Below are 24,804 nucleotides of genomic sequence, written 5' to 3'. Positions count from 1 at the left end.
TTTTGCTGCATAGTAGTCAGCATTTTCCGGAAAGGCAAAATCTGCCGCTGTAAAATAGATGATTTTATTACAATCATCCTCCTATACAGCAGAATATTTTATAACAATCCGGCTTTATTGCCTTGTAATTCCTGCGACAGGTTATAAGCCTGATGATCAGAAAATTTCGAAACAATATCCAGCACCTGCATGATATTGTCATAATGGCTGGCGCTAAAATTCGCCCCTGAACGTTGCAGAATCGACATCAAGCGCTGTTCTTTAAAACTCAGGTTTTTATGCGGCGTTGTTAAGGGAATAAAGGCATCCAGAATATTTTGCAAACATTGATGCGCGATAATTTCCAGTCCTGCTTTTTGCGGATGCTCAAAAATTTTATCCCGTGCCAGTTCTTTGGCGCGATTAATCCCGATTTCAATGTCCGCAGTACAATATTGCAATAAAGTACCTTGTAACTGACCCGATAAAATCTGGTCATGATGACGGGCAAAAGCCGTTGTCACTTCATCGACCAGACGTTTCATGACCCGACCACGCAAGGCGGCAATTTTTTGCTGCCAGGTGGTATTGCTCATGGCGATTTCAGAAGGAATACCATAATCACCGAGCAGATTTAAAAAGACCGGCTCAACTTCGTCATAACTGAGCATATTCAGGCTAATACCATCTTCAAGGTCAATCAGGGCATAACAGATATCATCAGCCGCTTCGAGCAGATAGGTCAGTGGATGACGGCAGTAATGATATTCAGCTAACTGAATCAGTCCGAGTTGTTCTGCAATCTGCTTTAAAATCTCTTTCTCGGCCTGATAGCAGCCAAACTTGGCCCGATTGCTGGCAGGTAAATCGACTTGAGATGCCATGGTTTTTGACAGCCACGGATATTTTAAATAAGCCCCTAACGTGGCATAAGTCAAACGCATGCCGCCATCATTGGGATGGTAATCGATTTTGGTCAACAGGCGTAGACCTTGGGCATTGCCTTCAAACTGACGTACATCGGCTTCTTGTTCAGGACTGAGATCTTTTAAAAAATCGGTATGCGATGCATCGTCGAACCATTCTCGAATGGCATATTCACCGGCATGGCCAAAAGGGGGATTACCAATATCATGTGCCAGACAGGCAGCCTGAATAATGGCACCGACATCGGCCGGGGAAATCCAGGGCGGTAACTGATCTTTTATTTTCTCTGCGGCCAGCATCCCGAGTGAACGCCCAATACAGGACACTTCAAGTGAATGTGTGAGTCGTGTATGAATACCATCGTGCTGGGTTAAAGGGTGAACCTGAGTTTTACGGTTCAGCTGGCGGAAACTTTGTGAAAAAATAATACGGTCATAATCTTTGTGGAACGGGCTACGTGCCAGTTCAGTACTTTGCTTTTTACTACCAATCCGAACTGTCGAAAGCAGCTCTAACCAACGCATTTGAGTCATTTATCATTATTCAATTCTTTGCTAAGTGCATCATGCCAAAAAAGTAGCAACAGCACTAGAGTGCTGCGACATGAATTGTCGGAACAAACAAAACTCTGTGGAAATTTCAGCTGAACAATCGCTATAAAAAAACAGGTCATATTGACCTGTTTTTATCTCATGATAGAAGTGGACTAAAGCAAATCTTCACCACTGATCTTGGCTTCCTGGATGTCTTTATAGACCCCCATGCAAATGACGAACAAAATCATCGTCGCCACCAATGGCCAAAAAAGTACATATAGGGTCATAAATTGACTACTCATCTGAAATCTCCTTATTTACTTTTCTCAGATACCTGGTGAAATTCAATCACCATCTTATTGATTTGTTTAAAATCAAATCGTTCTTTGCTATTCATTAAAGTCAGTACTGTACAGACAATGGCGCTGCTGCCGTAGGCGGTCAGGGAACTCAATAGCGTGCCATAATCACGCAGGAAGCCGATGGTCCATGGAAGGAAGCCGATACTGGCCAGAATACCGACCACCAGGCCGACTTTCTTGCCAAAGAAGCCAAAGCTCATCAGACCCAGTACCACACCAATACCGATGGTGGCCATAAGCTCAAAACTGAGTGCGATCAGACCCTGAATTGGCAGCCATTCAAATCGAACCACCAGAAAGCTTAAAAATGCGATACCGACAGACCAGTTAAAGGCACGGGCATTGACCTTGTCCCAGTACAGGCTGGCAATCACCGGGAATACGATGGCACCCCAGAGTGCACCGACGAAAATCAGCATCGCTAGAATGTCGAATTTAAGCGTGGCAATTAAAATACCGAGCATGGTGGCTACAATCATGGTCATCCGGCCAATAAACAGCATTTTCTTCGGATCAGGACGATTTTTAGCAATCTGTTTGCCATAAATATCGGTCATTACGATGGCAGACAGGGCAGATAAATCCGAATCCGCCGTTGACGAAAGCGCGCCAATTACCATGACAAAGAGTAAGGCCACCATAAATGGAGACAGATACGTTGCTGCCATTTGTGGAATCAGGTTGTTCAGGTTGCCATCAATCGGCTGAATCCCGGCAAATAGCGCCAATAATCCGAGCATTCCCAAACCGACGACAATCGCGGCATAACCGATGGTTGCAGTAATGAAGCTGGGTTTGATCAAGTCTTTACGCACTGCAAACAGGCGTTGGGCGATGGTCTGGTTACCAATCGCATAAGCCAGTACCGCCACAAAAAATGGTGCACCCTGTTCTAAAAATGCGGTTTTCGAAAAGAAATCCAGTTGTTCCGGTTGCAGATTATGCATGCCGGTCTGGAACAGTGAAGGGCCGCCCAGGGTGAAAAATAGCGTCGGAATAATGATCACTGCCGCCACAATCATGGCGACCAGTTGCCCAAAGTCGGTAAATACCGAGGAGCGGAAACCGGACCATAAAGTATAGGACAGGACGCCAATTCCGGTAATCAAGACCCCATGGATAAAGCTGAGGGGAGACAGAATTTCAACCAGCGCACCTGCTGCGGTAAAGTTTACCATCAGACTGATCACGCTCCCGACAATGTTGGAGCCTGCCAGAATCATCTGGCTCTGGTTACCATGCCGTGCATGCATGATTTCTGCCAAAGTGTGTGCATTGGGTGCCAGGTCGCGGAAACGTTTGCCGAATGGGTAGATAAATAAAATCATCAGTGCACCCCACAAACCATAGTGTAAGGCACCGGAAACACCGTATTTATATCCGGACGAAGCTGCTGCATAAAATGAAGCGGCCCAGATCCAGGTGGCGGTCATACTGGCCGCAGACATTCCAAATCCGATGGAGCCATTCGAGACCATATATCCATCGACATTTTCATTTTTTTGCTTAATGCGTAACGACAATAGAAAGGTGATGCCATAGAAAAGCACCATCAATAGTACAGTTGCTGTACTAGTGAATTGAAACATACATACTCCTTAAGCGGGTCACCTTTTGTTTTTGAAAATTAAATCATTGGCAACAGATTAAGGCTCTAGATTAGACAGAGCAGTGAAGCTACAGAAAATAAAAAAACCAGCGTCTGAATATCAATTGGATATTCATATCTGCAGCAGAAAAGAGGATGATTCATGCGTCCTGAATGTGGACATTTCCTCAGCAATTGGCGTAGAGGTTAACATAAAATCATCAAATTTACTGATGAAGTCATTAATTATGTAGATTCTTTGCTGATATAAGGCTATTTTTGATTTCAACATCTTATCAAATATAGATTTGTTGTTTCTATATTTTTATAGGAATTACAGGTATTTATTGCATGGTTTTTTATTAGAATAAAGATGGATATCAGTCAGAAAATGAAAAAGTAACAAAATTTTAATATTGCTTATTTTCTTCATTATGAGTAGTGATTTTTTTAATAATAGCCTAAAAACTTTCATTAATTCATGTCTGATGATGCTTATATATTCTGAATTTTTGCATAAGAATAGAGACCGAGAATCAGTTTGAATTTAAGCTGTATATTTTCAATTGATTAGCTTGAAAATAACCTATTTCATAGAGGTAAAATAAGAAATTTTTAAATAAATTTGCTAAGTCAATATATTAATAACAAGAGGCTTAATATCCTGGAAATTTATTTGCTAAAATAGATCTATTAATTTTAAGTTTCGCTCTTTATTAGAAACTATGATTGAGGCTTATATGTGAGATTCAGGTATCTTTAAATAGAGCTCAGATATTAAGATGAGTGAGCGGGATAATCTGGGCTACCGGATATTATTGAAAGTTGATTGAAGCAGGCGATATAGTTTGCTCATACAGACAGGCTCGAAAAGGGAGAACAGCGGGGCAGAGTCTTAAATCCTGCAATGGAGCCCGGAATGGGGATAGCTGGATACAAAATTATTTCAGTAGTGCAACTCGCCGACAGAGAGATGAGCTAAAAAATGAACTCGACTGTTTCAGTCTATCCCGAGAAGCTTTAGCCTAGCCTTAATAAGTTTTTTATAACGGCTCAAGAATAAGTTCTGTACGCATTTTAAGTGGTCTTGCTGTTGAAAAATAATACAATTTTCTTAAGTGAAATTATTGTTAATCGGTTTTGATTTTTCTTTAACAAATTGTGTTAATCTACGCGACTACATTCAATTTTCCTGCCTGAAAATAAACACAATATTTTAAAAATACAGAATATTTCAGCCGTAGTTTTCGTATTTGCCATCTAGCCGATTTCCTTATTTCACAGTAGAATATGCGCTCTCTCAAGTCACATTGTGGCATGGTTGTTCAGACCATCCCGTGGAGCCAAAATCAGCATGTTTATCGTTGCCGGTGCACCCGCACATTCTTCTTTTAAGAAAACTCAACTATTATCGCGTTTGACGTCAATTAGTTCTGTTCAATCAATTGAAAGTCAATGGGTCTACCTCTTTGACCAAGCGCTCAGCGAGCAACAACAGCAATCAGCTTTACAGCTTCTCAACGATGGGCAATCTTTTGAATTGCACCAGGCTGCAAGTGATGAAATCCAAATTTTAGTGACACCGCGTGTCGGCACCATCTCGCCTTGGTCTTCTAAAGCTACAGACATTTTCAAAAACTGTAATACGCCGGTTCATCGTCTTGAGCGCGGCGTTTTATTTACGTTGAAGGGTCTAAAAGACGTATCAAATGAAGTTCAACAGATTTTGCATGACCGTATGACTGAAAGCGTATTCAATGTGATTGAAGAGGCTGCGGTACTGTTTGTTGAAACAGCACCAAAACCACTGAACTCGATTGATATTCTGGGTGAAGGTAAAGAAGCACTGGTTAAGGCCAATAATGAATTTGGTTTTGCATTGTCGATGGAAGAAATTGATTACCTGACTGAAGCGTTTATCAAGCTGGGTCGTAATCCAAATGACATCGAACTGATGATGTTTGCACAGGCAAACTCTGAGCATTGCCGTCATAAAATCTTCGGTTCTGAATGGACCATTGATGGTGAAGTTCAGCCATTGTCATTGTTCCAGATGATCAAGAATACTTATAAAGAATCACCTACAGATGTATTGTCGGCTTATAAAGACAATGCTTCGGTGATTGTCGGTTCGGATACCCAGCGTTTTTATCCAACCAAAGAAGACAATGGCCAGCAGGTTTATAAATATAAGAGTCAAGCCGCGCATATCTTGATGAAAGTGGAAACTCACAACCATCCGACAGCGATTGCACCATTTGCCGGTGCTGCGACAGGTTCGGGCGGTGAAATCCGTGATGAAGGTGCGACCGGTCGTGGTGGTAAGCCTAAAGCAGGTTTAACCGGCTTTACAGTATCTAACCTGAACATTCCGGGCTTTGAACAGCCTTGGGAAGAAAACTATGGCAAGCCATCGCGTATGGCATCGCCGCTACAAATCATGATTGAAGGCCCATTGGGTGGCGCTGCGTTTAACAACGAATTTGGTCGTCCTGCCTTAAATGGTTACTTCCGTACCTTTGAACAAAACATCAATGGCGATGTTAAAGGTTTCCATAAGCCAATCATGATTGCCGGTGGTTATGGCAACATCCGTCCAGATCACGTTGAAAAAGATCCAATCTTGCCGGGCGATTTATTGATCGTGCTCGGTGGCCCTGCCATGCTGATCGGTCTCGGCGGTGGTGCAGCATCTTCTGTAGACAGCGGTAAACTCGGCGAAAACCTGGATTTCGCTTCGGTACAACGTGAAAACCCGGAAATGGAACGCCGTTGTCAGGAAGTGATTGATACTTGCTGGCGCATGGAAGACCAGAACCCGATCGTGTCTGTACATGATGTGGGTGCAGGTGGTGTATCGAATGCCATGCCTGAACTGGTGAATGACCATGAACTCGGTGCGGTGCTGGATCTGCGTAAGATTCCATCGCTTGAGCCGGGCATGTCGCCTATGGAGATCTGGTCAAATGAAGCGCAAGAGCGTTATGTACTGGCGATTCGTCCATCTTCTTTAGAATTATTTGAATCGATCTGTGCGCGTGAACGTTGTCCGTTTGCGGTACTCGGTGAAGCAACTGAAGCGCGTCACTTAACCGTTGAAGATCCGTTATTTGGCAACAAGCCAGTGGATATGCCAATGCAGGTAATGCTTGGTGGTACACCGCGTATGAGCCGTTCATATGAAACCATTGAACGCAAAGGCGATGATTTCGACGCGGCTAAAGTCACAGATCTGAAAGATGCGATTTATCGTGTTTTGAAAAACCCGACAGTGGCTTCTAAATCATTCCTGATCAGTATTGGTGACCGTTCGATTACTGGTATGGTGGCACGTGATCAAATGGTCGGTCGCTGGCAGGTTCCGGTGGCGGATGCTGCGGTAACAACGACAAGCCTAGTAGGCTACACCGGTGAAGCGATGGCGATGGGTGAACGTCCACCAGTCGCATTGCTCAATCCTGCTGCATCGGCACGTTTATCAGTGGCTGAATCAATCTCGAACATCATGTCTGCAAAGATTGAAAAAATCAGCGACATTAAATTGTCTGCAAACTGGATGGCTGCTGCCGGTCAACCGGGCGAAGATCAAGCGCTATTCGAAGGTGTAAAAGCCATCGGTATGGAAATGTGTCCAGCACTGGGTATCGCAATTCCAGTCGGTAAAGACTCATTGTCTATGCGTACAACCTGGAATGATGAAGGCGAAGACAAATCAGTGACTTCTCCAATGTCAGGCGTGATTACTGCATTTGCACCAGTGACCGATGTTCGTAAAACATTGACTCCTGAATTGAAAAATGAAGAGTCGGTACTGGTTCGTATTGACTTATCGAAAGGTCAGTTCCGTCTAGGTGGTTCGATTCTGGCGCAGGTGTATAAAGCAATCGGTTCTGTGACGCCTGATGTCGACAGCTTCGATGACTTCAAAGCATTTTTCGCATTGGTTCAAGACTGGAACAATCGTGGTCTGATCAAGGCATATCATGACATCGGTGATGGTGGCTTAGTCGCAACTGTTGCAGAAATGATGTTCGCATCACGTCTGGGTGTGGCTTTAGAAGATCAGTCAACTGCAAGCCTGTTTGCAGAAGAAATTGGTGCAGTGCTTCAAATCAGCAAAGCGGATTGGGCAGCATTAGAAGCTGAAGTTACAGCATCTACCCTGAAAGAAGCCATTCAGGTTGTGGGTACGGTAAATAACACGGATCAGTTATCTGTAAACGGTCTGGTACTTGAGCGGGCTGATCTGCAAGTGGCTTGGACTGAAGTATCCCACCAAATCCAGCGCCTACGTGACAACGTAGAAACTGCGGATCAGGAATTTGCTCTTATCACTGACAAATCTCATGCAGGTATCATTGCGAAACCGACATTTGATTTGAATGAAGCGATTGAAGCACCGTATATTAATTTACGTCGTCCGAACATGGCGATTCTGCGTGAGCAGGGTGTCAATGGTCATATCGAAATGGCAGCAGCATTTGATAAAGTCGGCTTCAATACCGTTGACGTACATATGAGTGACTTGCTGGCAGGTCGTATCAGCCTGGATGATTTTGAAGGCTTAGTGACTTGTGGCGGCTTCTCTTACGGTGACGTGATGGGCGCTGGCGGCGGCTGGGCAAAATCAGTATTGTTCAATACTAAACTGCGTGACCAGTTTGAGAAATTCTTTAACCGTCAGGAAACCTTCTCGCTGGGTATCTGTAACGGCTGTCAAATGTTGTCTCAGTTGGCTCCGCTGATTCCGGGTGCTGATGCTTGGCCACGTTTCCACCGCAATACTTCTGAAGTGTTTGAAGCACGTGCGGTGAATGTTCGTGTGGAAAAATCAAACTCTGTATTGCTTCAGGGCATGGAAGGTTCGATTCTGCCGATCGCTGTAGCACATGGTGAAGGTCGTGCGGTTGCAACTGCGGAAAACTTTGCTGCGCTCAACGCATCGAATCAGGTGGTTCTGCGTTATGTAGATAGCTTGGGGAATGCAACACAACATTATCCATTGAACCCGAACGGCTCACCGGAAGGTATTACCGGTGTAACCTCTCAAGACGGTCGTGCAACAATTATGATGCCGCACCCTGAACGTAACTTCCGTGCGATTCAGCATTCTTGGAAACCAGAAGACTGGGATCAAGATGGTGCTTGGTTACGTATGTTCCGTAATGCACGTAAGTTCATTGGTTAATCGGTTTTAGATTAAAAAAGGGTTGCGTCAGCAGCCCTTTTTTTATGTATGTTTCGGAGTTAACATCGTTTAAATAATTCAAATAAGTAACCAGTTTAAATCATGAAAATATTTACATATTTTATCTTTGCATTATTGTGTTTTAGTGCAGATTATAACTTTGCAGATGGTGCATATTTAAAAATAGAAATAACGGCAATAACCATTTTAGGACTCGTTTCCTATAGTCTGGTTTATTTGACTCTCTTCGAAAAAATGTCGGATGAGCTGTATAGTCCACATTTAAAAATCATCTTGTGTTTAGCTTTGCATTTGATCGCTGTTGCGATCTTTTATATGAAATATCGTAAACACTACAGATCTACTAAATCATGAAAATATATTGAGATTCAGGATAGATGTTGAGCTTTTTGACAATGATGATGCATATAAAATAAAGAGGTACCTCATGCCAAGAATATTTATCAGATTCTCAAGGTGCATTTTACTTATTTCACTATTCACATTGGCGGGGTGTGATACATACATGTGGCGAGCTAATATCAAGCATTTAGATGAAATAAAACAAAGTGGTTATTTGCCGAAACTCAATCGTGATCGCGATATCGAAGGCCCTGATGTGAATCAAAACGGAATTCGTGATGATATTGATCTCTATATTGAAAAGAATTTTATAAATATGGAACAAAGACAGGCGGTAAAACAATTGGCTATGGTTCTGCAAGAGAGCTTATTACTCGATACTTCTCAGCAATACCCGCTACGAAAAATTGCATTTGAAAAATCGCGCGCGATAGGCTGCATTTACGAGCGTTTTTCTCAAGATACTTTGTACAAACCATCCAATGTCGTTCAGCATGTCATTGCAGTCACCACAAACACAAAACAGCGCTTTAAGGCGTATTTAGCTTTTAGTAAAGCGATGGATGGTAAAAGTATCACACTTCCAAATGAGAACTTATGTAATGAATAATTCATGCTTACAGCAAAGTCACTTCTCATGTGGAAATATCAGAAAATTACTAATCATTAATTTTCTTAATTTTTCAATAAATAACATTTAAAAATATTAACTTAATTATACTTTATGGAAAAATAATTTAAAAATATCTATAATTACTTAATTCGTATCCACCTTGGGGTGGATTTTTGCTTTTTAAGCATTCTGATTTTTTAATTTAACTTCTCCCACTGAACTTGGTTTAGATTTTGCTTTCATATTGTATATAAAGTGCTATGGTATGTTTTATGCACAATTTTATTGCACTATAAAAGAAAGATGGAATAGATCAGTTCAGTATCAATTCTCAAGTATGAGGTGATGACATGGCTAAAACACTTAGAATAATGGATAAGGCGGCAATGCGTCAGAAAGGTTGGATGTTGTTTGCTATTGTCGTAGGACTACAAATATTGTTTGTTGTGGGCAGTTATTTACTTCAAGGCTCTTAATTATCTGATTTAAAAAACCACCGTTGAGGTGGTTTTTTCATAAATTGTTAGACTTACTTTTTTATAAGAATATTCGTTACTTTGAAGGATGAGGGATATATTCCGTAAGGTAACCAAAATCCTTCGTCAGACTGATAGAATGTCTATATCCTACAGGCTGACAGGTGACATCCATGTCGATGGTCAATTAAATATGATTGATGGAATAGTTAGATTATAAGTTGAACCTGCTTCAATACCGCCTTTAACGTATTTTCATAATCAAAAGATGCATTGGTACTGTCCTGATAACGCCAAGCCACATAACCATCTGGACGAACCAGCACCGCACCTGATTCATGAACTTCAGACTTGGCATTCCAAGTACCATAGACATCACGATACTCACGTGAACCAATCTGAATTACATCTAAATAAGGTAAATCTAGAGCCTCGGCAGCCAATCTCCAGCCTTTGCCTGATAAACCTGTCAGTAAGGTAAAACGGCCTTTACCGCTAATATCCAAAGTGGATTGCTTTTGGCCTTTGCTATTGATTAGCCAGGTATGTGGAACTTTGGCACCCGGACGAGTCGTGGCTTGCAGATAAAGCTGTTCATCTTTGTCAAAGATCTCGGGCTCAGCTTCATTCATTACCGCATTTGAGCTATAGCGCTGATTCAGTTCAACACCTTGGGCATTAAATTCAAAATGCTTAATTTCAAGTGCTTCAAATAACTTTTTACGAATTTTGGCACCTTGCTCATCTTCAGCAAAAATACGTTCCAGCATTTGTTTTTGCGTAGTGATGCCTTGGTCAAAACCAAAGACTTCTTTTAAATGCTTATAGTCAAAACGGGACTGGTTGGCACGTGCGACAATCTGCTTGCCTACAGGCGCACGTTCAGACGTATATGAATCGAGGAGGGAAGGTGCGGCCCAACCTTTGATTGCATAGGTGAGTTTCCAGCCAAGGTTAAACGCATCCTGCATACAGGTATTTGAACCTAAACCGCTTGAAGGCGGGTGACGGTGTACAGCATCACCACCACAGAACACGCGGCCTTTAGAGTATTCAGTTGCCCAAGTCTGGTTTACATACCAGTAGGACAGTTTTTGGATTTCGACATCTTCCACTTCAGCGCCAACAAATGTATTCAGACGCGATCGAACCTGTTCTTCAGTCACTTGTGGCTCGCCTTTGGAAATGTCAAAGCCCCAGCCCATAATCCATTCATTCCAAGGCGTAATGGCACGTAGCAAGCCCATACCGAGATCACCAAAGCTGGCTTCAGGATTGACGATCCATTGCAGAATCGCAGGGCGGTGCTGAACATATTTGCTTAGATCGGCTTTAAAAGTCACATAGACTGTACCCGCACGCGCCATCACACCTTCGAGTGGTAGCTCAAGTTGCTCAACCACTTTTGAGCGTGCGCCATCCATACCAATCAGATATTTGGCTCTTAAACTAAATTCTGTGTTGGTAATCCGGTTCAGGAAAGTAGCGGTGACACCATTTTCATCCTGAACATGCGATAAATATTCAGTATTGAAGTTATAGATTGCACCGCGCTCACCGGCATTCTTGACCAGTAAGGCTTCCATTTTCGGCTGAATCAAATCCACCAATGGACATGGACTGCCTTTGATATAGTCGCCATGACGTTCATCACCTGTGCCCCAAGCGCTTAAACGGGCAATTTCTTCACCGACCAGACTGGTGGTAATCAGGCTTTCGCCCATGTGTTCCCACGGTGTCGCAATTTCTTTGACTTGTTCTTCAATGCCTAAATCACGTAATACTTCCATAGCACGCTGATTGGTAATATGTGCACGTGGACTATTGGCCAGCCAGTTAAACTGTGTGAAGAGTTGAACTTTAATTCCATAGTTTGCCAGTGCTAAACCTAAGGTCGATCCTGCAGGTCCTGTGCCAATTACCAATACGTCAGTATCGTAATGCTGTGTCATACATGACTCCATGTGTCTGTCTGAAGAACAAGATTTGAATATATTTACAATCCAGTGTAGTGAAATTCAGGCAATACAATAGGAGTATTCATATAAACTATAGGTCTATTGAGATTCTTACTACTTTCTCGTTTGGCAGCTTAAAATGCCTGAGAATATGCGGCTGAGTTTATGGAACTTCGACATTTACGTGCTTTTTTAACAGTAGCTCAGGAACAGAGTTTTACCAAAGCAGCAGATAAGCTGTTCACGGCGCAGCCTTCTTTAAGTCAGCAGATTAAGGATCTGGAGCAGGAAGTCGGTGTAATGCTGTTTGATCGTTCATCCCGGCAAATCAAACTGACCGATGAAGGGCAAGCTTTTTTGATTCATGCTGAACAGGCGCTTGAAAGTGCCAAACTGGCAGTTGCCGCGGCGCGTCAGGTGGCGCAGCAGAAAAATAACCAGATCCATATTGGCTTTTTAAATGTTGCAGAACTGAAAGTGATGCCAAATATTCTGGCCAAACTGAAGCAGAATATTCCTGATTTAAAAATTCATCTGCATAGTCTGACCTGTATGGAGCAGATTCAACGCCTGAAAAATGCCGAGCTGGATTTGAGCTTTACCCGCTATTGTCTGCAACATCCCGATTTTGACAATATTCATTTAATGAATGAACAGATTTATCTGGTGGCAGCCGAGTATTTACATCCCACAGATCGGCCATTGAAGTTACAAGAACTGAAAAATCATCAGTTGATTATGTGTGAGCAAAATGCCTCGCCAGTCTTTTATGCGCAGTTGAATCACCTGATGTCTTTTGAACAATTGCAGCATGACCAAATACTGTGGGTTACCAATGTGTTGCAACATATTAACCTGATCAATATGGGCATGGGTTTTAGCTTCGTCCCGGAATATCTGCTGCGTTTTTTAAATGAGCATGTGAAAATCGTGCAAACAGATCAAGTCCTGCCACAATTAGGACTTTATGCAACATTTAACAAGAATTCTCATAATTCTGCATTGAATATTATTACCCAGGCACTGGACAATAGATCTTAAATAAGCCATTGAAAATGTTGAAGGGAAACATGCTAAAACTCATTTATTATGTACCAGATGAACATCTTGAAGTGACTAAGGAAGCCTTGTTTAAAGCGGGTGCAGGCGGCATCGGAGATTATACCCACTGTGCCTGGCAGGTACTGGGAACAGGACAGTTTAAAGCGCAGCAAGGTGCAGATCCTTATATTGGTGAAGTCGGGGAATTAGAGCAGGTTGAAGAGTGGCGAGTAGAAATGCTGGTTGCTGATGAAAAGGCGGTCGAGGTCGCCAAAGCTCTGAAAGCAAGCCATCCTTATGAAGAGCCTGCTTTTGAGTTTATTCAGCTCCTGGATATTAAAGTCTAAACGTGCAACCTTATTGCTGCTAGAAGTAATGGTGCGCATCGTGTTTTAGCGTACCATCAGCTTATCTGTTTAAAATGATTAACCTCCTTTTATGAGTATAAAATCAGTCATCATCATAAAAATAAAACAGGAAAATAATAATGCAGTGGTCAAAACAGCTCGGCAATATCCTCAAGAATACGCTCAGTAAAACTATCAAACATGGTGCGGGAATCCTGCATAGCCGCATTCCCTATTCTCATGACAATCCCTATCTGGATGGGATATTTGCGCCACAACGACAGGAACATTTTGCTACTCAATTGATGGTAGAAGGGCAAATTCCTGTAGAACTGGAAGGTGCGCTGATGCGGATTGGCCCGAATCCGATCACGGTAAAGAACCCACGAAATTATCACTGGTTCACCGGTGATGGCATGATTCACGCGCTGAAACTCAAAGCTGGTGAAGCACATTGCTATAAAAGTGCTTATGTCGGATCGGCCAGTGTGCAGAAAAAATTGCATAGACCACAGATTTCAGGGAAAACGCGTGGAATCGCGGATGCGGTCAATACCAATATCATCCACTTTGCCGGGAAAATCTGGGCACTGGTCGAAGCGGGGGCTTATCCGATCGAAGTAAATCGTGAACTGGAATCAAAACGGCATCAACTTTTTGAAAATGATCAGGATCTACCGTTTACGGCTCATCCGCATATCGACCCGGAAACAGGAGATATTCATGCGGTTTGTTATGATGCCTTGAATCATCATCAGGTTTTTTATTTACATATTGATGCTCAAGGCAAATTGCAACATCATGTCGAAATTCCAGTCAAACATGGCCCGATGGTGCATGACTGTGCCATTACTCAATCTCAGGTGCTGATTCTGGATTTGAATGTCAACTTTTCTATGCGTAGTGCCTTAAAAGGCTCATTACTGCCCTATCAATGGAATCCTAAACATCAGGCTCGTATAGGTATGCTGCCTTTTGGTGGCAGTGCGGCAGACATCCGCTGGTATGAGATTGATCCCTGTTTTATTTTCCATACGGTCAATGCTTATGACCTGAACACAGGTGATGTAGTGATGGATGCAGTGGTACATTCCCAGGCACTGGTCAGTTCCATTCAGGGACCAATAGAAGATCAGGAGATTCGGCTGGAAAGATTGATCTTCGAGCAGCAAACAGGAAAAGTCACTCGAACTGTATTATCCAATATCAAGCAGGAATTTCCGCGGATCAATGAAGCCTATACAGGGCGACCTTATCGCTATGCCTATAGTGTTTCCTTTGCCGGCTTTGATGATCCTTATCATGTTAGCAGTAATACACTCTTGTACCATGATCTGGAAACCGGCAGTACAGCAAGCTATTCCTTTGGAGCAAACTGGGTTACAGGTGAGGCAGTTTTTGTCGCCCGAGAAGGTGCTCAAACAGAAAATGATGGCTGGCTGATGTCTTATCTACACGCCTTGGATGGCAGTCCATCGAAAGTGGTGATTTTAGATGCGCAATATATTCAGAAGGGGCCTATTGCCACGATTCATTTACCGGTTCGTGTACCCGTCGGATTTCATTGTAACTGGATGGATGACCGGAAATTGAGAACTTATTATTCTTAGATTTTGATGATGCATAAGCACTTTGGGTGCTGGCACAGTCTCATATCGCGTGAAGATTTAAATCTTTATTTAATAGGTTGATGTTACTTTGAAGGATGAGAAGGGTAGGTCTAAATTAACCGAGATCCCAGGTTAGGCAGAAAATTCATTTCTGAATCTCTGCCTAAGAGTGGTATTCATATCGCCAAGAATATCAAATCAAAGATTTATTCTTCTATTGCTACTGTTAAACTTTCTGGATAAATAACTCACGATCAAAACGGTATTGCGGGAAGAACACGCCGTCTTTGGCGCGTTCACCTGCACCAATCACCATGACTGGATATTGCTGATCATTTAAGCCCAAGATATCGCGTACCATCGGTTCATCAAAACCTTCCATCATGCAGCTGTCAAAACCATAAGCACGTAAGGCCAAGACCAGATTTTCGCAAGCCAGTGCCGTTGTTTTGGTTGCCCAAAGTTTGGCATCACTTGGACTAAAGGCAGAAACAGGCATCTGTTTATCTAAAGTGCGGGCAACTTTGAAAGCCACTTTTTTAAAGTTGCCAAAGACATTTAAATAACCGGTTTTATAGTTATATGGAATGTATTTATAGTATTTTTTGATGGCAGCTGGTGCTTCCGGATATGGAAATTCATTGACATTCCGTTTGGCCATTTCATCAATACGGTCGGTACGTGCCACACAGATAATCAGCTCAGAAGCCGTTTTTGCTGCCAGTTGGCTCATGCAGGCTTTGACCAGTCGCTTTTTCTTCGCCGGGTTTTGTACCACATAAAATGTCCAGGGCTGCAAGTTTGACGAATTGGGAGCCAGCAACGCCAGATCCAGACAAGCATCAAGTACATCTTCTGGAATTGGTTTTTTGGTAAATTTACGCACTGAACGACGACTTTCGATCACTTTACGGAAATTATCGACATCAATATCCTGCGGAGCAGGTTCATAATAACGTTTTTTATCCGGATTGGCGCTATCAATGGTTTCAGTAGACTGGGCAATAATGGATGAATTTTCAGTAGACATATTCTTTATTCTTACAGGTAAAGGAATCAATGAGGCAGTCTAAACCAGCTCATTGAGATCCTAAGTTTGAAAATTAGTTGAATTGTGTGAAATCAGGTTTACGTTTTTGCATAAAAGCTTGTACGGCTTCCAGCATTTCCGGAGAGCCAACGCGCTGCATGAAAATTTCTGCTTCATGGTCGATGCAGGCCACAATTTCATCCAGATTATGTTTCATCAAGGCTTTGGTTTGCTTCAAAGACGCCAAAGGTAATGCTGCTAAAGTCTGCGCCTGTTTTTGTGCAGCCGCATAGGTATCTTCTTCGATACTATTCACCAGACCGGCACCGAGTGCTTTTTCGCTATTGAATTTTTGTGCAGTCAGCAATAATTCAGCCGCTTTATGATAGCCCGCCTGCTGAATCAGCAATTTGCTTGAAGCGCCTTCAGGCGATAGGCCCAGACTGACAAATGGAATCTGGAACAGGGCAGTATTGTCACTATAGACCAAGTCACAATGCAATAAGATGGTTACCCCAATCCCGATCGCAACGCCACGTACCGCTGCAATTAAAGGCTTGGAAAACTTGGCAGCCGCTTTGAGTAAAATAAAGGGCGGGCCTTCAGCCGCAGGGGCCTGACCTTTCTTGGCAACAGATTTCATGAAATCCTGCATATCATTGCCCGCGCTAAAGTCCGCGTCCTGACCGCGTAACACCACCACACGAACCTGATTGTCCTGATCTGCTTCATCGAGCGCTTGAGCAATCCATAAATACAGCTCGCTGTATAAGGCATTTTTCGCTTCCGGGCGATTGATGGCTAAAGTGAGTACGCCATGTTCTAAATTCGCATGCAAATGCTCATGAGGTTGTTGAATACAGCTCAGTGTCATCGTACTATCCTTGCTTTAAAACTTAATTTGATTTTATGAGATTGATTATGTCGCATATTTATTGGGGCGGCACAACTCATGAGTCATAAAAATGATCTGTTATGAACTATACATTTGATTATCTGGTTTTCATTGGCCGTTTTCAGCCTTTTCATCTGGCGCATATGCAAACCATTCAGATTGCTTTGGAACACAGTCAAAATGTGATTTTGGCCCTTGGTTCTGCGCAGAATGAACGCAATATCAAAAATCCATTTCTGGCTTCGGAACGTGAAGCCATGATCCTTGCAAATTTTAGTCCGGAAGATCAGGCGCGGATTCAATTTGTAGAAGTCATTGATGTTTATAATGATGAAAAATGGCAAAAACTGGTGAAATCGCTGATAAATCAGGCCATAGAACCGAATGCCAAAGTCGGACTGATTGGACATTTTAAAGATGATTCTTCATATTATTTAAAATTTTTCCCGGAATGGGAAATGGTCGAACTGGAAAGCCTAGAAGGTGCTTTATCCGCTACGCCGATGCGTGAAGCTTATTATCGCGGTGAAATTCAACGGGATAAATTTCCACAAGGCACGATTGAGTTTCTAGAGCAATTCCAGCATACCGAAACCTATCAGCAACTCAGTCAAAAATTTGTCCAGAAGGATAAAAGCAATCTGGCCTGACTCGATCAGATGGCTAGAGGCTGATTCATGGTGGTCTGAGCATGCTGTTTTAAACATTCACCCAGAATCGCCAGAGCAGGAGACTGCTGTTTCCAGTGATGCCAATACAAGGGGACTTCAATTCGCATTTCACCGGAAAGTTCAATCAATTGTCCTGATTCCAGCAAATGCCGGGTTTGATAATCCGGCAACCAGCCATAACCCAAGCCCATGACAATGGCATCAAAAAATGCATGCGTCGATGGAATAAAAAAGTGAGGATATTGTGCCGGACTCAGGCCAAATTCTTGCTGGATATACTGGGTATGCAACTGGTCTTTTTCATTAAACAGAATCGCCGGTGCGTGGCGTAAGGCATCACGATGTATTCCTTGTTGAAACCAGTTCCGGGCAAATTCAGGCGTGGCAACCAGACGGTAGTGCATTTGTCCAATCCGCTCGGCCAGACAGCCTTTCATGGCTTTGGCTTCAGTGCTCAAACAGGCATTGACCAGTCCGGCTTCCAGTAAATGATGGGTTTGTGATTGGTCATCCAGTTGAAAATGCAGCACAATTTTATGCTGGATCAGTTGGGCTTGTAAGGTCGGCAATAACCAGGTCGCAAGTGAATCGGCATTGGTGGCAATATTCAGACAGTAAAAACCTTCCTGTTGTACCTGTCCGCCCAAATCCTGCATCAAATTCTGTTCTAGCAAACGCTGATGCTGTAAATAATGCAATAAAGTTTGTCCAGATTGAGTCACGCGACAAGGCCGGTCTCTCACCAGCAGCAAGTGTCCCAATTGTTTTTCCAGACTCTGAACACGAAGGGTCACTGCTGAGGCAGTAATATTGAGTTGTTCTGCCGCCAGATCAAAACTTCCAGTTTTTGCAACCGCGTAAAAAGCATCACATTGTTTCGCATTCAGCATCGCTACAATCTAAGAAAAATTTAGTTAAATTGATATTAACTTAGTTTTAATGAATAGCTTCCTTTTTGTTGAATAATTCATGTATTCAAAAAAGGGGAATGTGATGTTCAGTTATATGGTCAGTGGCTTTGCTGTAGGTATGAGCCTGATTGTCAGTATCGGGGCGCAGAATGCCTTTGTACTAAAACAGGGTTTAAAACAGCAGCATATCTTCCTGGTCTGTTTGACGTGTGCCTTGTCTGATACTATTTTGATATTATTAGGTGTTTTTGGTTTTGCTCACATCATTGAACATTATCCAAATGCGGTTATGTTTTCTAAATATATTGGCGCAGGATTCCTGTTTTATTATGGTCTGCAACATGCAATCAATGCATTTAAATCAACAGAAGTTTTGGCTCCAAGTGATCAAGTTACAGCACATTTTTTACAAGTGTTGATGATCTGTCTGGCATTTACTTGGTTAAACCCGCATGTTTATTTAGAAACCGTCATCCTGATTGGTTCAATTTCAACGCAATATAGCCTAGGAAAATGGTGGTTTGCGCTTGGTGCTGTGTGTGCATCCTGGTTTTTCTTTTTTAGCTTGGGCTATGGGGCAAAGATATTGACACCCTGGTTTCAGCATCGCCATGCCTGGAAGGTTCTGGATGCTCTCATTGCTTGTACCATGTGGATCGTCGCAGGGTCATTAATTCTAAGCATTTAATTCAACTGGTAATATAAAAATCCTCAATTGAGGATTTTTATATTTTGAACAAGAGAATGCGAGTAAGGTCTGTAATTGATATTTGTCTAAACATTCTGTTTAAACATTTTTCAAAGAGAATCACAATAGAAAATGGAGTTTGCAGTGCTCGCTGTGTAAGCAAATTTTACTTCAGATTTTGTTGGAATATATGATCATATTTAGGAGATGAATTTTAAAATCAAAGTATTAACAGTCTCCATTCGATGAGCATACTTCGATTAAGCCATTTCTTAAAAATAAATACTAACGATTATTTTTTCCATTAGTCACTAAGGGTTTTACAAAAACTTCAGTTAACTGGTATAAAAATAACGAAAACAAAAATTCTAAAACTGAAAAGAAAATTTAATTTCAGCTTGAAGCGTGTATCTAAATCCGATCAATAAGAAATTAAACAAGGTGGATTTAAAATTGAAAACAACAATAAAAACTGGACTGATTGGCCTGGCAATCTGTTTATTTTTCAGCAGTCAGACTTTTGCAAAATCATGGACGCTCACTCCTAAAAGTGATGTCGGCTTTGAGATCAAGTCAATGGGACTGACTGTGGTCAAAGCCAAGTTTAATCAGGTGCAATCCAGCATGCAGTTTGATGCCAAAGCACCGCAAAATGCTTCAACGCATCTGGTCATGGATGTGGAGAGTTTGAGTTTTAATAAACCGTTATTGAAACATATGATTTTGGGTGAAGACCTTTTTTATGTTGAAAAATATAAAACGGTAAGTTTTAAAAGTATCCAGTTTAAAGACCTGGGCAATGGTAAATACAATGTTTTAGGCAATTTGACTTTGCGTGGTGTGACCAAACCGGTGATTTTTGAAACCACCTTTAAGTCGAGTCTGTCTAATGACAACTTGCTCGAAGTCCAGGCATTTGCAGTGATTAACCGCAGTGATTTCGGCATGAGAAAGGGGATCGCAGGCGTAGGGGAGAAAGTGAATCTGCATCTCTCGGGTCATTGTGAAGTTAATTAAGGGTGTTTGAATACAGTCTTTTTTCAGCTTAATAGACTGCTGCATGTCTATTGCTTAGCTTTAAAAATTGAAGCATAGAAGACATATAAAATGCTTGTATTACATCAAAGTAATCACAAAAAAAGCCCGATTTTTTCGAGCTTTTATCCTTGCAGGAAATAGTCAATTAAGCACTTTGCAGAGCTTTTAAATCTTCCAGGACTTGTTCGGCATGACCTGCGGCTTTGACTTTACGATATTCTTTGACCAGTTCGCCGTTATGGAAAATAAAAGTCGAGCGCTCGATCCCCATGACTTGTTTGCCATACATGTTTTTTTCTTTAATCACATCAAAGTGATTACACAGGATTTCTTCTTTATCACTGATCAGATTAATACTCAGATTCTGCTTTTCAGTAAAGTTTTGATGGGCTTTGACCGAATCACGAGATACGCCAATAATGGTGGTATTTAAAGCATCAAACTGATCTTTTAAACAAGAAAATCCGACGGCTTGAGTGGTACAACCCGGAGTAGAATCTTTAGGATAAAAATAAATCACCAGCCATTCTGTATCCAGCTGGGTTAAATTGATTTCAGCTGTCGTTGCAGGGAAACTCTGGTCAAGCAAACTGATGGCAGTCATATTAACTCCTGTTTTATTTAAATTTTTCAAAAAAATAAGCCACATTATAGTGGCTTATTTCATCAAAGAATAATGAGATATTATTTCTTCGGCGCAGCTTGAGCTGATTTCATTGCTTCTTCAGTCAAAGTTTTCAGTTTGCCTGTTAACTGTGGACCAAAACATGCTTGCAGGTCTTTATTCTGCTTCTGTACAAAAGCTAAAGTTCCAGGACTTTTCTTCTGATTAATGGTGCTTTGGATTTCCCATTTTTGTGCATTGGTTAGTTTACCATCTGCTTCAACAGCGCAAGTACAATATTTACTGACTTCAGCAGCGGTCAGTTTTTTACCTTTGCCAGTTTCATCTTTACAAACATTGATCAATGCAGATTTTACATTGGTGCTTTTATAAGCTTGTTGTAATTTGTCATCAGCTGCCTGAGCCGTTGTTGCGAACATAGCAGCAGCTGAAACAATTGCTGAAAGCACGATGCTTGATTTTAAATTCTTCATAAACTCTACCTTGTTATTACGGTATATAACGTGTCGGGTCTTCAACACCTGCGTCCGCAAAACCCTGTTTACGTAAACGGCAACTGTCACATTTTCCACAGGCACGTCCTTGGTCATCTGCTTGATAGCATGACACCGTTTGACTGTAGTCTACGCCATGTTCAATACCTAAGCGAATAATATTTGCTTTGGATAAATGTAACAAAGGTGTTTCAAATTTGAGCGCCTGACCCTCTACGCCAACCTTGGTCGCAAGGCGTGCCATGTTGGCAAATGCGTCAATAAATTCCGGTCGGCAATCCGGATAGCCCGAGTAATCAACCGCATTAATTCCGATCACAATTGCTTCGGCTTTAAATACTTCCGCAGCGGCTAAAGCATAAGACAGGAAGATGGTATTACGTGCCGGAACATAGGTAATCGGGATACCGGCTTGTTCATGATCAGGCACCTCAATGCTATGATCGGTAAGGGCTGAGCCACCCAGATTGCCCAGATCAATATTAATCACACGATGTTCCACACCGGCAGCTTGAGTCAGTGCTTTGGCTGCATCCAGCTCTGTGGTTGAACGCTGACCATACTTAAAACTGATCGCGATACATTCGTAGCGTGCCTGTGCCCAAGCCAGACATGTAGTTGAGTCTAATCCGCCAGATAACAGAACAATGGCACGAGGGCGCATAAGCTGATTCTCCAAAAAAGTAACTTTACAAAAAATTAACGACCAGTTTCATCATTCCATAACAACTTGTGCAGCTGTAACTGGAAACGAACAGGGAGATGGTCTTCTAAAATCCACTGAGCCAAATCACGCGCCAGTTGCGGTAAACGAACCGCGCCTTTTTCAACCGCAAATGCAGGCGAGAACCAGACTGTACTGACTTTCTCTTGAAGCTGATACTGTTCAAGCTGCTGCTTTGACCATTCATAGTCTTCACGGTTGCAGATCACAAACTTGATTTGATCATGTGGCGTTAAATGATCCAGATTGGATAACAAATTTCGTGCAACTTCACCTGAAGTTGGGGTTTTTAAATCTAGAACTTTGGAAACGCGCGGGTCTACTTTAGCAACATCTAAAGCACCACTGGTCTCTAAAGAAACCTCACAACCTAAATCAGCAAGGCGCTGCATTAAAGGCAGGGCATTCGGTTGAGCCAGTGGTTCACCACCGGTCACACAGACATAGGGTGTTTTAAAATCGAGCGTGGTCTGAATAATTTCATCCAGAGACTGACGCTGACCACCTTCAAATGAATAGGTGGTGTCACAGTATGTACAGCGTAACGGGCAGCCGGTTAAGCGGATAAAAACCGTTGGCAAGCCCGCAGCATTGGCTTCACCTTGTAATGAATAGAAGATCTCCGTAATGCGTAAACCCGCAGACGGATCAGAAACTGGAATTGCGGAAGAACGAAGCGTATTCATAACAAAACTAACCACTGAGAAATAAATAACCGGGTATAAAAATAAAAATCCCTACGATCATGACTGATCGTAGAGACGGGGAGCGCTTGAAGCTCCGAGGAACACCAATGTGCCCTCTAAGTTAAGACATATTAGTCTTCGCGTAATAGATCGTTCAGGCTGGTTTTAGAACGAGTTTGCGCATCTACTTTTTTCACGATAATCGCAGCATAAAGGCTGTAAGTACCACATTTAGAAGGCAGACTACCTGCAACAACGACTGAACCTGCTGGTACGCGACCATAGTGAATTTCACCAGTGGCACGGTCATAAATCTTGGTCGATTGACCAATGAATACGCCCATTGAAATTACAGAACCTTCTTCAACGATCACGCCTTCAACGATTTCAGAACGTGCACCGATAAAGCAGTTATCTTCAATAATAGTCGGGTTGGCCTGAAGTGGTTCAAGTACACCACCAATACCAACACCACCAGACAAGTGAACATTTTTACCAATCTGTGCACATGAACCCACAGTTGCCCATGTGTCCACCATCGTACCTTCATCTACATAGGCACCGATGTTGACATAAGAAGGCATCAAGATCACGCCTTTGGCCTGGAATGAACCTTTACGCGCCACCGCGGGAGGGACTACACGTACGCCAGCCGCTTTGAATTGTTCTTCAGTCCAGTCTGAGAATTTAGTATCTACTTTGTCATAGAAACGAAGATCACAAGCTTGCATTGGTTTGTTGTCGTTTAATTTAAATGATAACAATACCGCTTTCTTAATCCATTGATGAACAATCCATTCACCATCGATTTTTTCAGCAACACGTAAAGTACCATTGTCTAGACCAGCAATTACGTCCTCAACTGCTTGACGGATTTCAGCAGGGCAATCTGCAGCTGTGAAATTCGCACGATCTTCAAACGCTTTTTCAATGATTGTTGAAAGCTGCGACATGATCTTCCTTCCAGAAAAAATTTTCTAGATTTTACACTATATTGCATTAAAAATAGTTGAGCAGACTGAAAATAGATGAAAAATAGCCAAAAGTGTGGGAAGTTTGAAATAATGAACGTGATAAGTGTTATTTTTCATTATTTTAAAATGTAGTAGAAGTGTTAGAAAAAGCCAGGTTATCAACAAGAAAAACTAATTTGTATCAAAAAATAACAAAAGATCAGCAAAACATGAATAAAAAATATTTTTTAAGTCCTTTATATTGAATCCATCACGAATAACTAATGATCAAAATAAGTTCTTTTGAGGAGAGAAATAATGAAGTCTTTACATAAAATTTTAGCAGTTTCCATTTTAGCTGCAGCAGCTGGCTCTGCTATGGCTGCTGATGAAACAATCGTAACAGATGAAGGTGTGGCATCTTTTTCTTTCTTTAAACCCGCAGCTGTTCGTGCTGAAGTCGGTACTACCGGTTATGGTGGTGCACTTTCATGGAACGTGAACCCATATGTCGGCGTGACTTTAGGTTATAATGGTGGTGACATTTCCTGGTCTGATGACTTGTCAATTAATGGCTCGAAATATGATCTAGATATGGACAATAACCTGACCTATTTAAATGCTGAGATTCGTCCTTGGGCGAACTGGTTCTATATGGCGGCCGGTGTAGGATATGTTGATAACGACTATGAAATTGAACGTAGAGTAAGCCCCGAGCGTGGTTTTACAGTAAATGGTCAAGATTTTACAGCTGGTGCGAATGGTGTTCGACTTAACGGTGATTTATCTTATAAAAACAATATTGCACCTTATGTAGGGATCGGTTTCTCACCAGCAATTACCAATCGTTGGGGAGTCTTTGGTGAAATTGGTGCCTACTATAATGGTAATCCGCGTGTTAATTTAGTAAGTGAAGGAACTGTAGAAGCGCGTCAAGCTGAATTTGAGCAGGCTGTAAGAGATGAGGCTAGTGAAATTCGTAACGACAATGAATACGAATGGCTACCAGTAGCGAAACTGGGTGTCAGCTTCCGCTTCTAAGCTATAGCTGCATAAAAAAAACGAGCTTCGGCTCGTTTTTTTATGCGTTGTAATGAAAGT

General features: G+C 42.1%; 22 protein-coding genes. 10 read left to right on the top strand and 12 right to left on the bottom strand.

Annotated features, from left to right (window positions below):
- Positions 1-98 precede the first annotated feature (98 nt).
- From GVV58_RS04595 to GVV58_RS04590, 3 genes are all read right to left on the bottom strand, one after another.
- The gene (locus GVV58_RS04595; RefSeq protein ID WP_005097598.1) at positions 99-1,439 is read right to left on the bottom strand and encodes a deoxyguanosinetriphosphate triphosphohydrolase; all 1,341 of its coding nucleotides are present in this window, start codon (positions 1,437-1,439) and stop codon (positions 99-101) included.
- A 173-nt stretch (positions 1,440-1,612) separates the two neighbouring features.
- Entirely contained in the window at positions 1,613-1,744 is a 132-nt protein-coding gene (locus tag GVV58_RS15530) for a putative transporter small subunit (RefSeq protein ID WP_005097597.1), read from the bottom strand.
- Between the two features lie 11 nt (positions 1,745-1,755).
- Positions 1,756-3,393 carry a hypothetical protein gene (locus GVV58_RS04590; protein ID WP_005170049.1) on the bottom strand — a complete coding sequence of 546 codons (1,638 nt, stop codon included), beginning with the start codon at positions 3,391-3,393 and terminating at the stop codon, positions 1,756-1,758.
- A 1,353-nt stretch (positions 3,394-4,746) separates the two neighbouring features.
- On the opposite strand from GVV58_RS04590, the gene purL reads away from it, so the two are divergent.
- From purL to GVV58_RS15605, 3 genes are all read left to right on the top strand, one after another.
- Positions 4,747-8,580, top strand: a complete 3,834-nt coding sequence (gene purL, locus GVV58_RS04585) for a phosphoribosylformylglycinamidine synthase (protein ID WP_159516073.1) — start codon at positions 4,747-4,749, stop codon at positions 8,578-8,580.
- Between the two features lie 526 nt (positions 8,581-9,106).
- Complete coding sequence (locus GVV58_RS04580) at positions 9,107-9,553, top strand: hypothetical protein (RefSeq protein ID WP_051064989.1); 447 nt, start codon at positions 9,107-9,109, stop codon at positions 9,551-9,553.
- A gap of 353 nt (positions 9,554-9,906) precedes the next feature.
- Positions 9,907-10,032: a KGW motif small protein gene (locus GVV58_RS15605; RefSeq protein WP_252146096.1), complete on the top strand. Its 126-nt coding sequence runs from the start codon at positions 9,907-9,909 to the stop codon at positions 10,030-10,032.
- A 209-nt stretch (positions 10,033-10,241) separates the two neighbouring features.
- Here GVV58_RS15605 and GVV58_RS04575 read toward each other — a convergent pair whose 3' ends face one another.
- On the bottom strand, positions 10,242-11,984 hold the full coding sequence (locus GVV58_RS04575) for an FAD-dependent monooxygenase (protein ID WP_159516072.1): 1,743 nt from the start codon (positions 11,982-11,984) through the stop codon (positions 10,242-10,244).
- Between the two features lie 171 nt (positions 11,985-12,155).
- On the opposite strand from GVV58_RS04575, the gene GVV58_RS04570 reads away from it, so the two are divergent.
- The 3 genes from GVV58_RS04570 to GVV58_RS04560 all read left to right on the top strand — a co-directional run bounded on the left by GVV58_RS04570 (position 12,156) and on the right by GVV58_RS04560 (position 14,988).
- On the top strand, positions 12,156-13,031 hold the full coding sequence (locus GVV58_RS04570; protein WP_100329052.1) for a LysR substrate-binding domain-containing protein: 876 nt from the start codon (positions 12,156-12,158) through the stop codon (positions 13,029-13,031).
- Positions 13,032-13,060: 29 nt separating this feature from the next.
- Positions 13,061-13,378, top strand: a complete 318-nt coding sequence (locus GVV58_RS04565) for a hypothetical protein (protein ID WP_005097590.1) — start codon at positions 13,061-13,063, stop codon at positions 13,376-13,378.
- A 140-nt stretch (positions 13,379-13,518) separates the two neighbouring features.
- Positions 13,519-14,988: a carotenoid oxygenase family protein gene (locus GVV58_RS04560; RefSeq protein WP_100357452.1), complete on the top strand. Its 1,470-nt coding sequence runs from the start codon at positions 13,519-13,521 to the stop codon at positions 14,986-14,988.
- Between the two features lie 226 nt (positions 14,989-15,214).
- On the opposite strand, the gene GVV58_RS04555 is transcribed toward GVV58_RS04560, so the two are convergent.
- Together GVV58_RS04555 and GVV58_RS04550 are read right to left on the bottom strand one after the other, a co-directional pair.
- Entirely contained in the window at positions 15,215-16,018 is an 804-nt protein-coding gene (locus tag GVV58_RS04555; RefSeq protein WP_005170077.1) for a nitroreductase family protein, read from the bottom strand.
- Positions 16,019-16,091: 73 nt separating this feature from the next.
- Positions 16,092-16,892: an enoyl-CoA hydratase gene (locus GVV58_RS04550; protein WP_159138205.1), complete on the bottom strand. Its 801-nt coding sequence runs from the start codon at positions 16,890-16,892 to the stop codon at positions 16,092-16,094.
- A gap of 101 nt (positions 16,893-16,993) precedes the next feature.
- On the opposite strand from GVV58_RS04550, the gene GVV58_RS04545 reads away from it, so the two are divergent.
- Positions 16,994-17,563, top strand: a complete 570-nt coding sequence (locus tag GVV58_RS04545; protein WP_005097586.1) for a nicotinate-nicotinamide nucleotide adenylyltransferase — start codon at positions 16,994-16,996, stop codon at positions 17,561-17,563.
- Positions 17,564-17,568: 5 nt separating this feature from the next.
- Here GVV58_RS04545 and GVV58_RS04540 read toward each other — a convergent pair whose 3' ends face one another.
- Positions 17,569-18,474, bottom strand: a complete 906-nt coding sequence (locus GVV58_RS04540) for a LysR family transcriptional regulator ArgP (protein ID WP_100329049.1) — start codon at positions 18,472-18,474, stop codon at positions 17,569-17,571.
- A 103-nt stretch (positions 18,475-18,577) separates the two neighbouring features.
- Between GVV58_RS04540 and GVV58_RS04535 the strand changes: the two genes are divergently transcribed.
- Positions 18,578-19,183: a LysE/ArgO family amino acid transporter gene (locus GVV58_RS04535; RefSeq protein WP_005097584.1), complete on the top strand. Its 606-nt coding sequence runs from the start codon at positions 18,578-18,580 to the stop codon at positions 19,181-19,183.
- 453 nt (positions 19,184-19,636) lie between these two features.
- Positions 19,637-20,200 carry a YceI family protein gene (locus GVV58_RS04530; protein WP_051064995.1) on the top strand — a complete coding sequence of 188 codons (564 nt, stop codon included), beginning with the start codon at positions 19,637-19,639 and terminating at the stop codon, positions 20,198-20,200.
- A 166-nt stretch (positions 20,201-20,366) separates the two neighbouring features.
- Here GVV58_RS04530 and GVV58_RS04525 read toward each other — a convergent pair whose 3' ends face one another.
- From GVV58_RS04525 to dapD, 5 genes are all read right to left on the bottom strand, one after another.
- Complete coding sequence (locus GVV58_RS04525; protein ID WP_005170083.1) at positions 20,367-20,825, bottom strand: peroxiredoxin; 459 nt, start codon at positions 20,823-20,825, stop codon at positions 20,367-20,369.
- Positions 20,826-20,905: 80 nt separating this feature from the next.
- Positions 20,906-21,319 (bottom strand): hypothetical protein, encoded by a 414-nt coding sequence (locus GVV58_RS04520; protein ID WP_005170085.1) that lies wholly within the window; start codon positions 21,317-21,319, stop codon positions 20,906-20,908.
- Between the two features lie 16 nt (positions 21,320-21,335).
- Positions 21,336-22,004: a 7-cyano-7-deazaguanine synthase QueC gene (queC, locus tag GVV58_RS04515; RefSeq protein ID WP_005170088.1), complete on the bottom strand. Its 669-nt coding sequence runs from the start codon at positions 22,002-22,004 to the stop codon at positions 21,336-21,338.
- A gap of 35 nt (positions 22,005-22,039) precedes the next feature.
- The gene (gene queE, locus GVV58_RS04510) at positions 22,040-22,750 is read right to left on the bottom strand and encodes a 7-carboxy-7-deazaguanine synthase QueE (protein ID WP_100357449.1); all 711 of its coding nucleotides are present in this window, start codon (positions 22,748-22,750) and stop codon (positions 22,040-22,042) included.
- Positions 22,751-22,881: 131 nt separating this feature from the next.
- Positions 22,882-23,703, bottom strand: a complete 822-nt coding sequence (gene dapD, locus GVV58_RS04505; protein ID WP_005097576.1) for a 2,3,4,5-tetrahydropyridine-2,6-dicarboxylate N-succinyltransferase — start codon at positions 23,701-23,703, stop codon at positions 22,882-22,884.
- 318 nt (positions 23,704-24,021) lie between these two features.
- Here dapD and carO point away from each other — a divergent pair, with 318 nt between their 5' ends.
- Entirely contained in the window at positions 24,022-24,744 is a 723-nt protein-coding gene (gene carO / locus GVV58_RS04500) for an ornithine uptake porin CarO (protein ID WP_005170093.1), read from the top strand.
- Positions 24,745-24,804: the final 60 nt, after the last annotated feature.

It is taken from the genome of Acinetobacter sp. 18QD2AZ41W (genome assembly GCF_009829025.1).
Classification (GTDB): Bacteria; Pseudomonadota; Gammaproteobacteria; order Pseudomonadales; family Moraxellaceae; genus Acinetobacter; species Acinetobacter pseudolwoffii.
This window is presented reverse-complemented; position numbering and strand designations above follow the sequence as displayed.

Excerpts from the sequence above, each read along its gene's own strand:
- queC (WP_005170088.1), bottom strand. The coding sequence starts at position 22,004 with ATGCGCCCTCGTGCCATTGTTCTGTTATCTGGCGGATTAGACTCAACT.
- dapD (WP_005097576.1), bottom strand. The coding sequence starts at position 23,703 with ATGTCGCAGCTTTCAACAATCATTGAAAAAGCGTTTGAAGATCGTGCG.
- purL (WP_159516073.1), top strand. The coding sequence starts at position 4,747 with ATGTTTATCGTTGCCGGTGCACCCGCACATTCTTCTTTTAAGAAAACT.
- GVV58_RS04590 (WP_005170049.1), bottom strand. The coding sequence starts at position 3,393 with ATGTTTCAATTCACTAGTACAGCAACTGTACTATTGATGGTGCTTTTC.
- carO (WP_005170093.1), top strand. The coding sequence starts at position 24,022 with ATGAAGTCTTTACATAAAATTTTAGCAGTTTCCATTTTAGCTGCAGCA.
- GVV58_RS04525 (WP_005170083.1), bottom strand. The coding sequence starts at position 20,825 with ATGACTGCCATCAGTTTGCTTGACCAGAGTTTCCCTGCAACGACAGCT.
- GVV58_RS04550 (WP_159138205.1), bottom strand. The coding sequence starts at position 16,892 with ATGACACTGAGCTGTATTCAACAACCTCATGAGCATTTGCATGCGAAT.
- GVV58_RS04535 (WP_005097584.1), top strand. The coding sequence starts at position 18,578 with ATGTTCAGTTATATGGTCAGTGGCTTTGCTGTAGGTATGAGCCTGATT.
- GVV58_RS04565 (WP_005097590.1), top strand. The coding sequence starts at position 13,061 with ATGCTAAAACTCATTTATTATGTACCAGATGAACATCTTGAAGTGACT.
- GVV58_RS04595 (WP_005097598.1), bottom strand. The coding sequence starts at position 1,439 with ATGACTCAAATGCGTTGGTTAGAGCTGCTTTCGACAGTTCGGATTGGT.
- GVV58_RS04580 (WP_051064989.1), top strand. The coding sequence starts at position 9,107 with ATGTGGCGAGCTAATATCAAGCATTTAGATGAAATAAAACAAAGTGGT.
- GVV58_RS04560 (WP_100357452.1), top strand. The coding sequence starts at position 13,519 with ATGCAGTGGTCAAAACAGCTCGGCAATATCCTCAAGAATACGCTCAGT.
- GVV58_RS04555 (WP_005170077.1), bottom strand. The coding sequence starts at position 16,018 with ATGTCTACTGAAAATTCATCCATTATTGCCCAGTCTACTGAAACCATT.
- GVV58_RS15530 (WP_005097597.1), bottom strand. The coding sequence starts at position 1,744 with ATGAGTAGTCAATTTATGACCCTATATGTACTTTTTTGGCCATTGGTG.
- GVV58_RS04570 (WP_100329052.1), top strand. The coding sequence starts at position 12,156 with ATGGAACTTCGACATTTACGTGCTTTTTTAACAGTAGCTCAGGAACAG.
- GVV58_RS04575 (WP_159516072.1), bottom strand. The coding sequence starts at position 11,984 with ATGACACAGCATTACGATACTGACGTATTGGTAATTGGCACAGGACCT.
- GVV58_RS04545 (WP_005097586.1), top strand. The coding sequence starts at position 16,994 with ATGAACTATACATTTGATTATCTGGTTTTCATTGGCCGTTTTCAGCCT.
- GVV58_RS04520 (WP_005170085.1), bottom strand. The coding sequence starts at position 21,319 with ATGAAGAATTTAAAATCAAGCATCGTGCTTTCAGCAATTGTTTCAGCT.
- GVV58_RS15605 (WP_252146096.1), top strand. The coding sequence starts at position 9,907 with ATGGCTAAAACACTTAGAATAATGGATAAGGCGGCAATGCGTCAGAAA.
- GVV58_RS04540 (WP_100329049.1), bottom strand. The coding sequence starts at position 18,474 with ATGCTGAATGCGAAACAATGTGATGCTTTTTACGCGGTTGCAAAAACT.
- queE (WP_100357449.1), bottom strand. The coding sequence starts at position 22,750 with ATGAATACGCTTCGTTCTTCCGCAATTCCAGTTTCTGATCCGTCTGCG.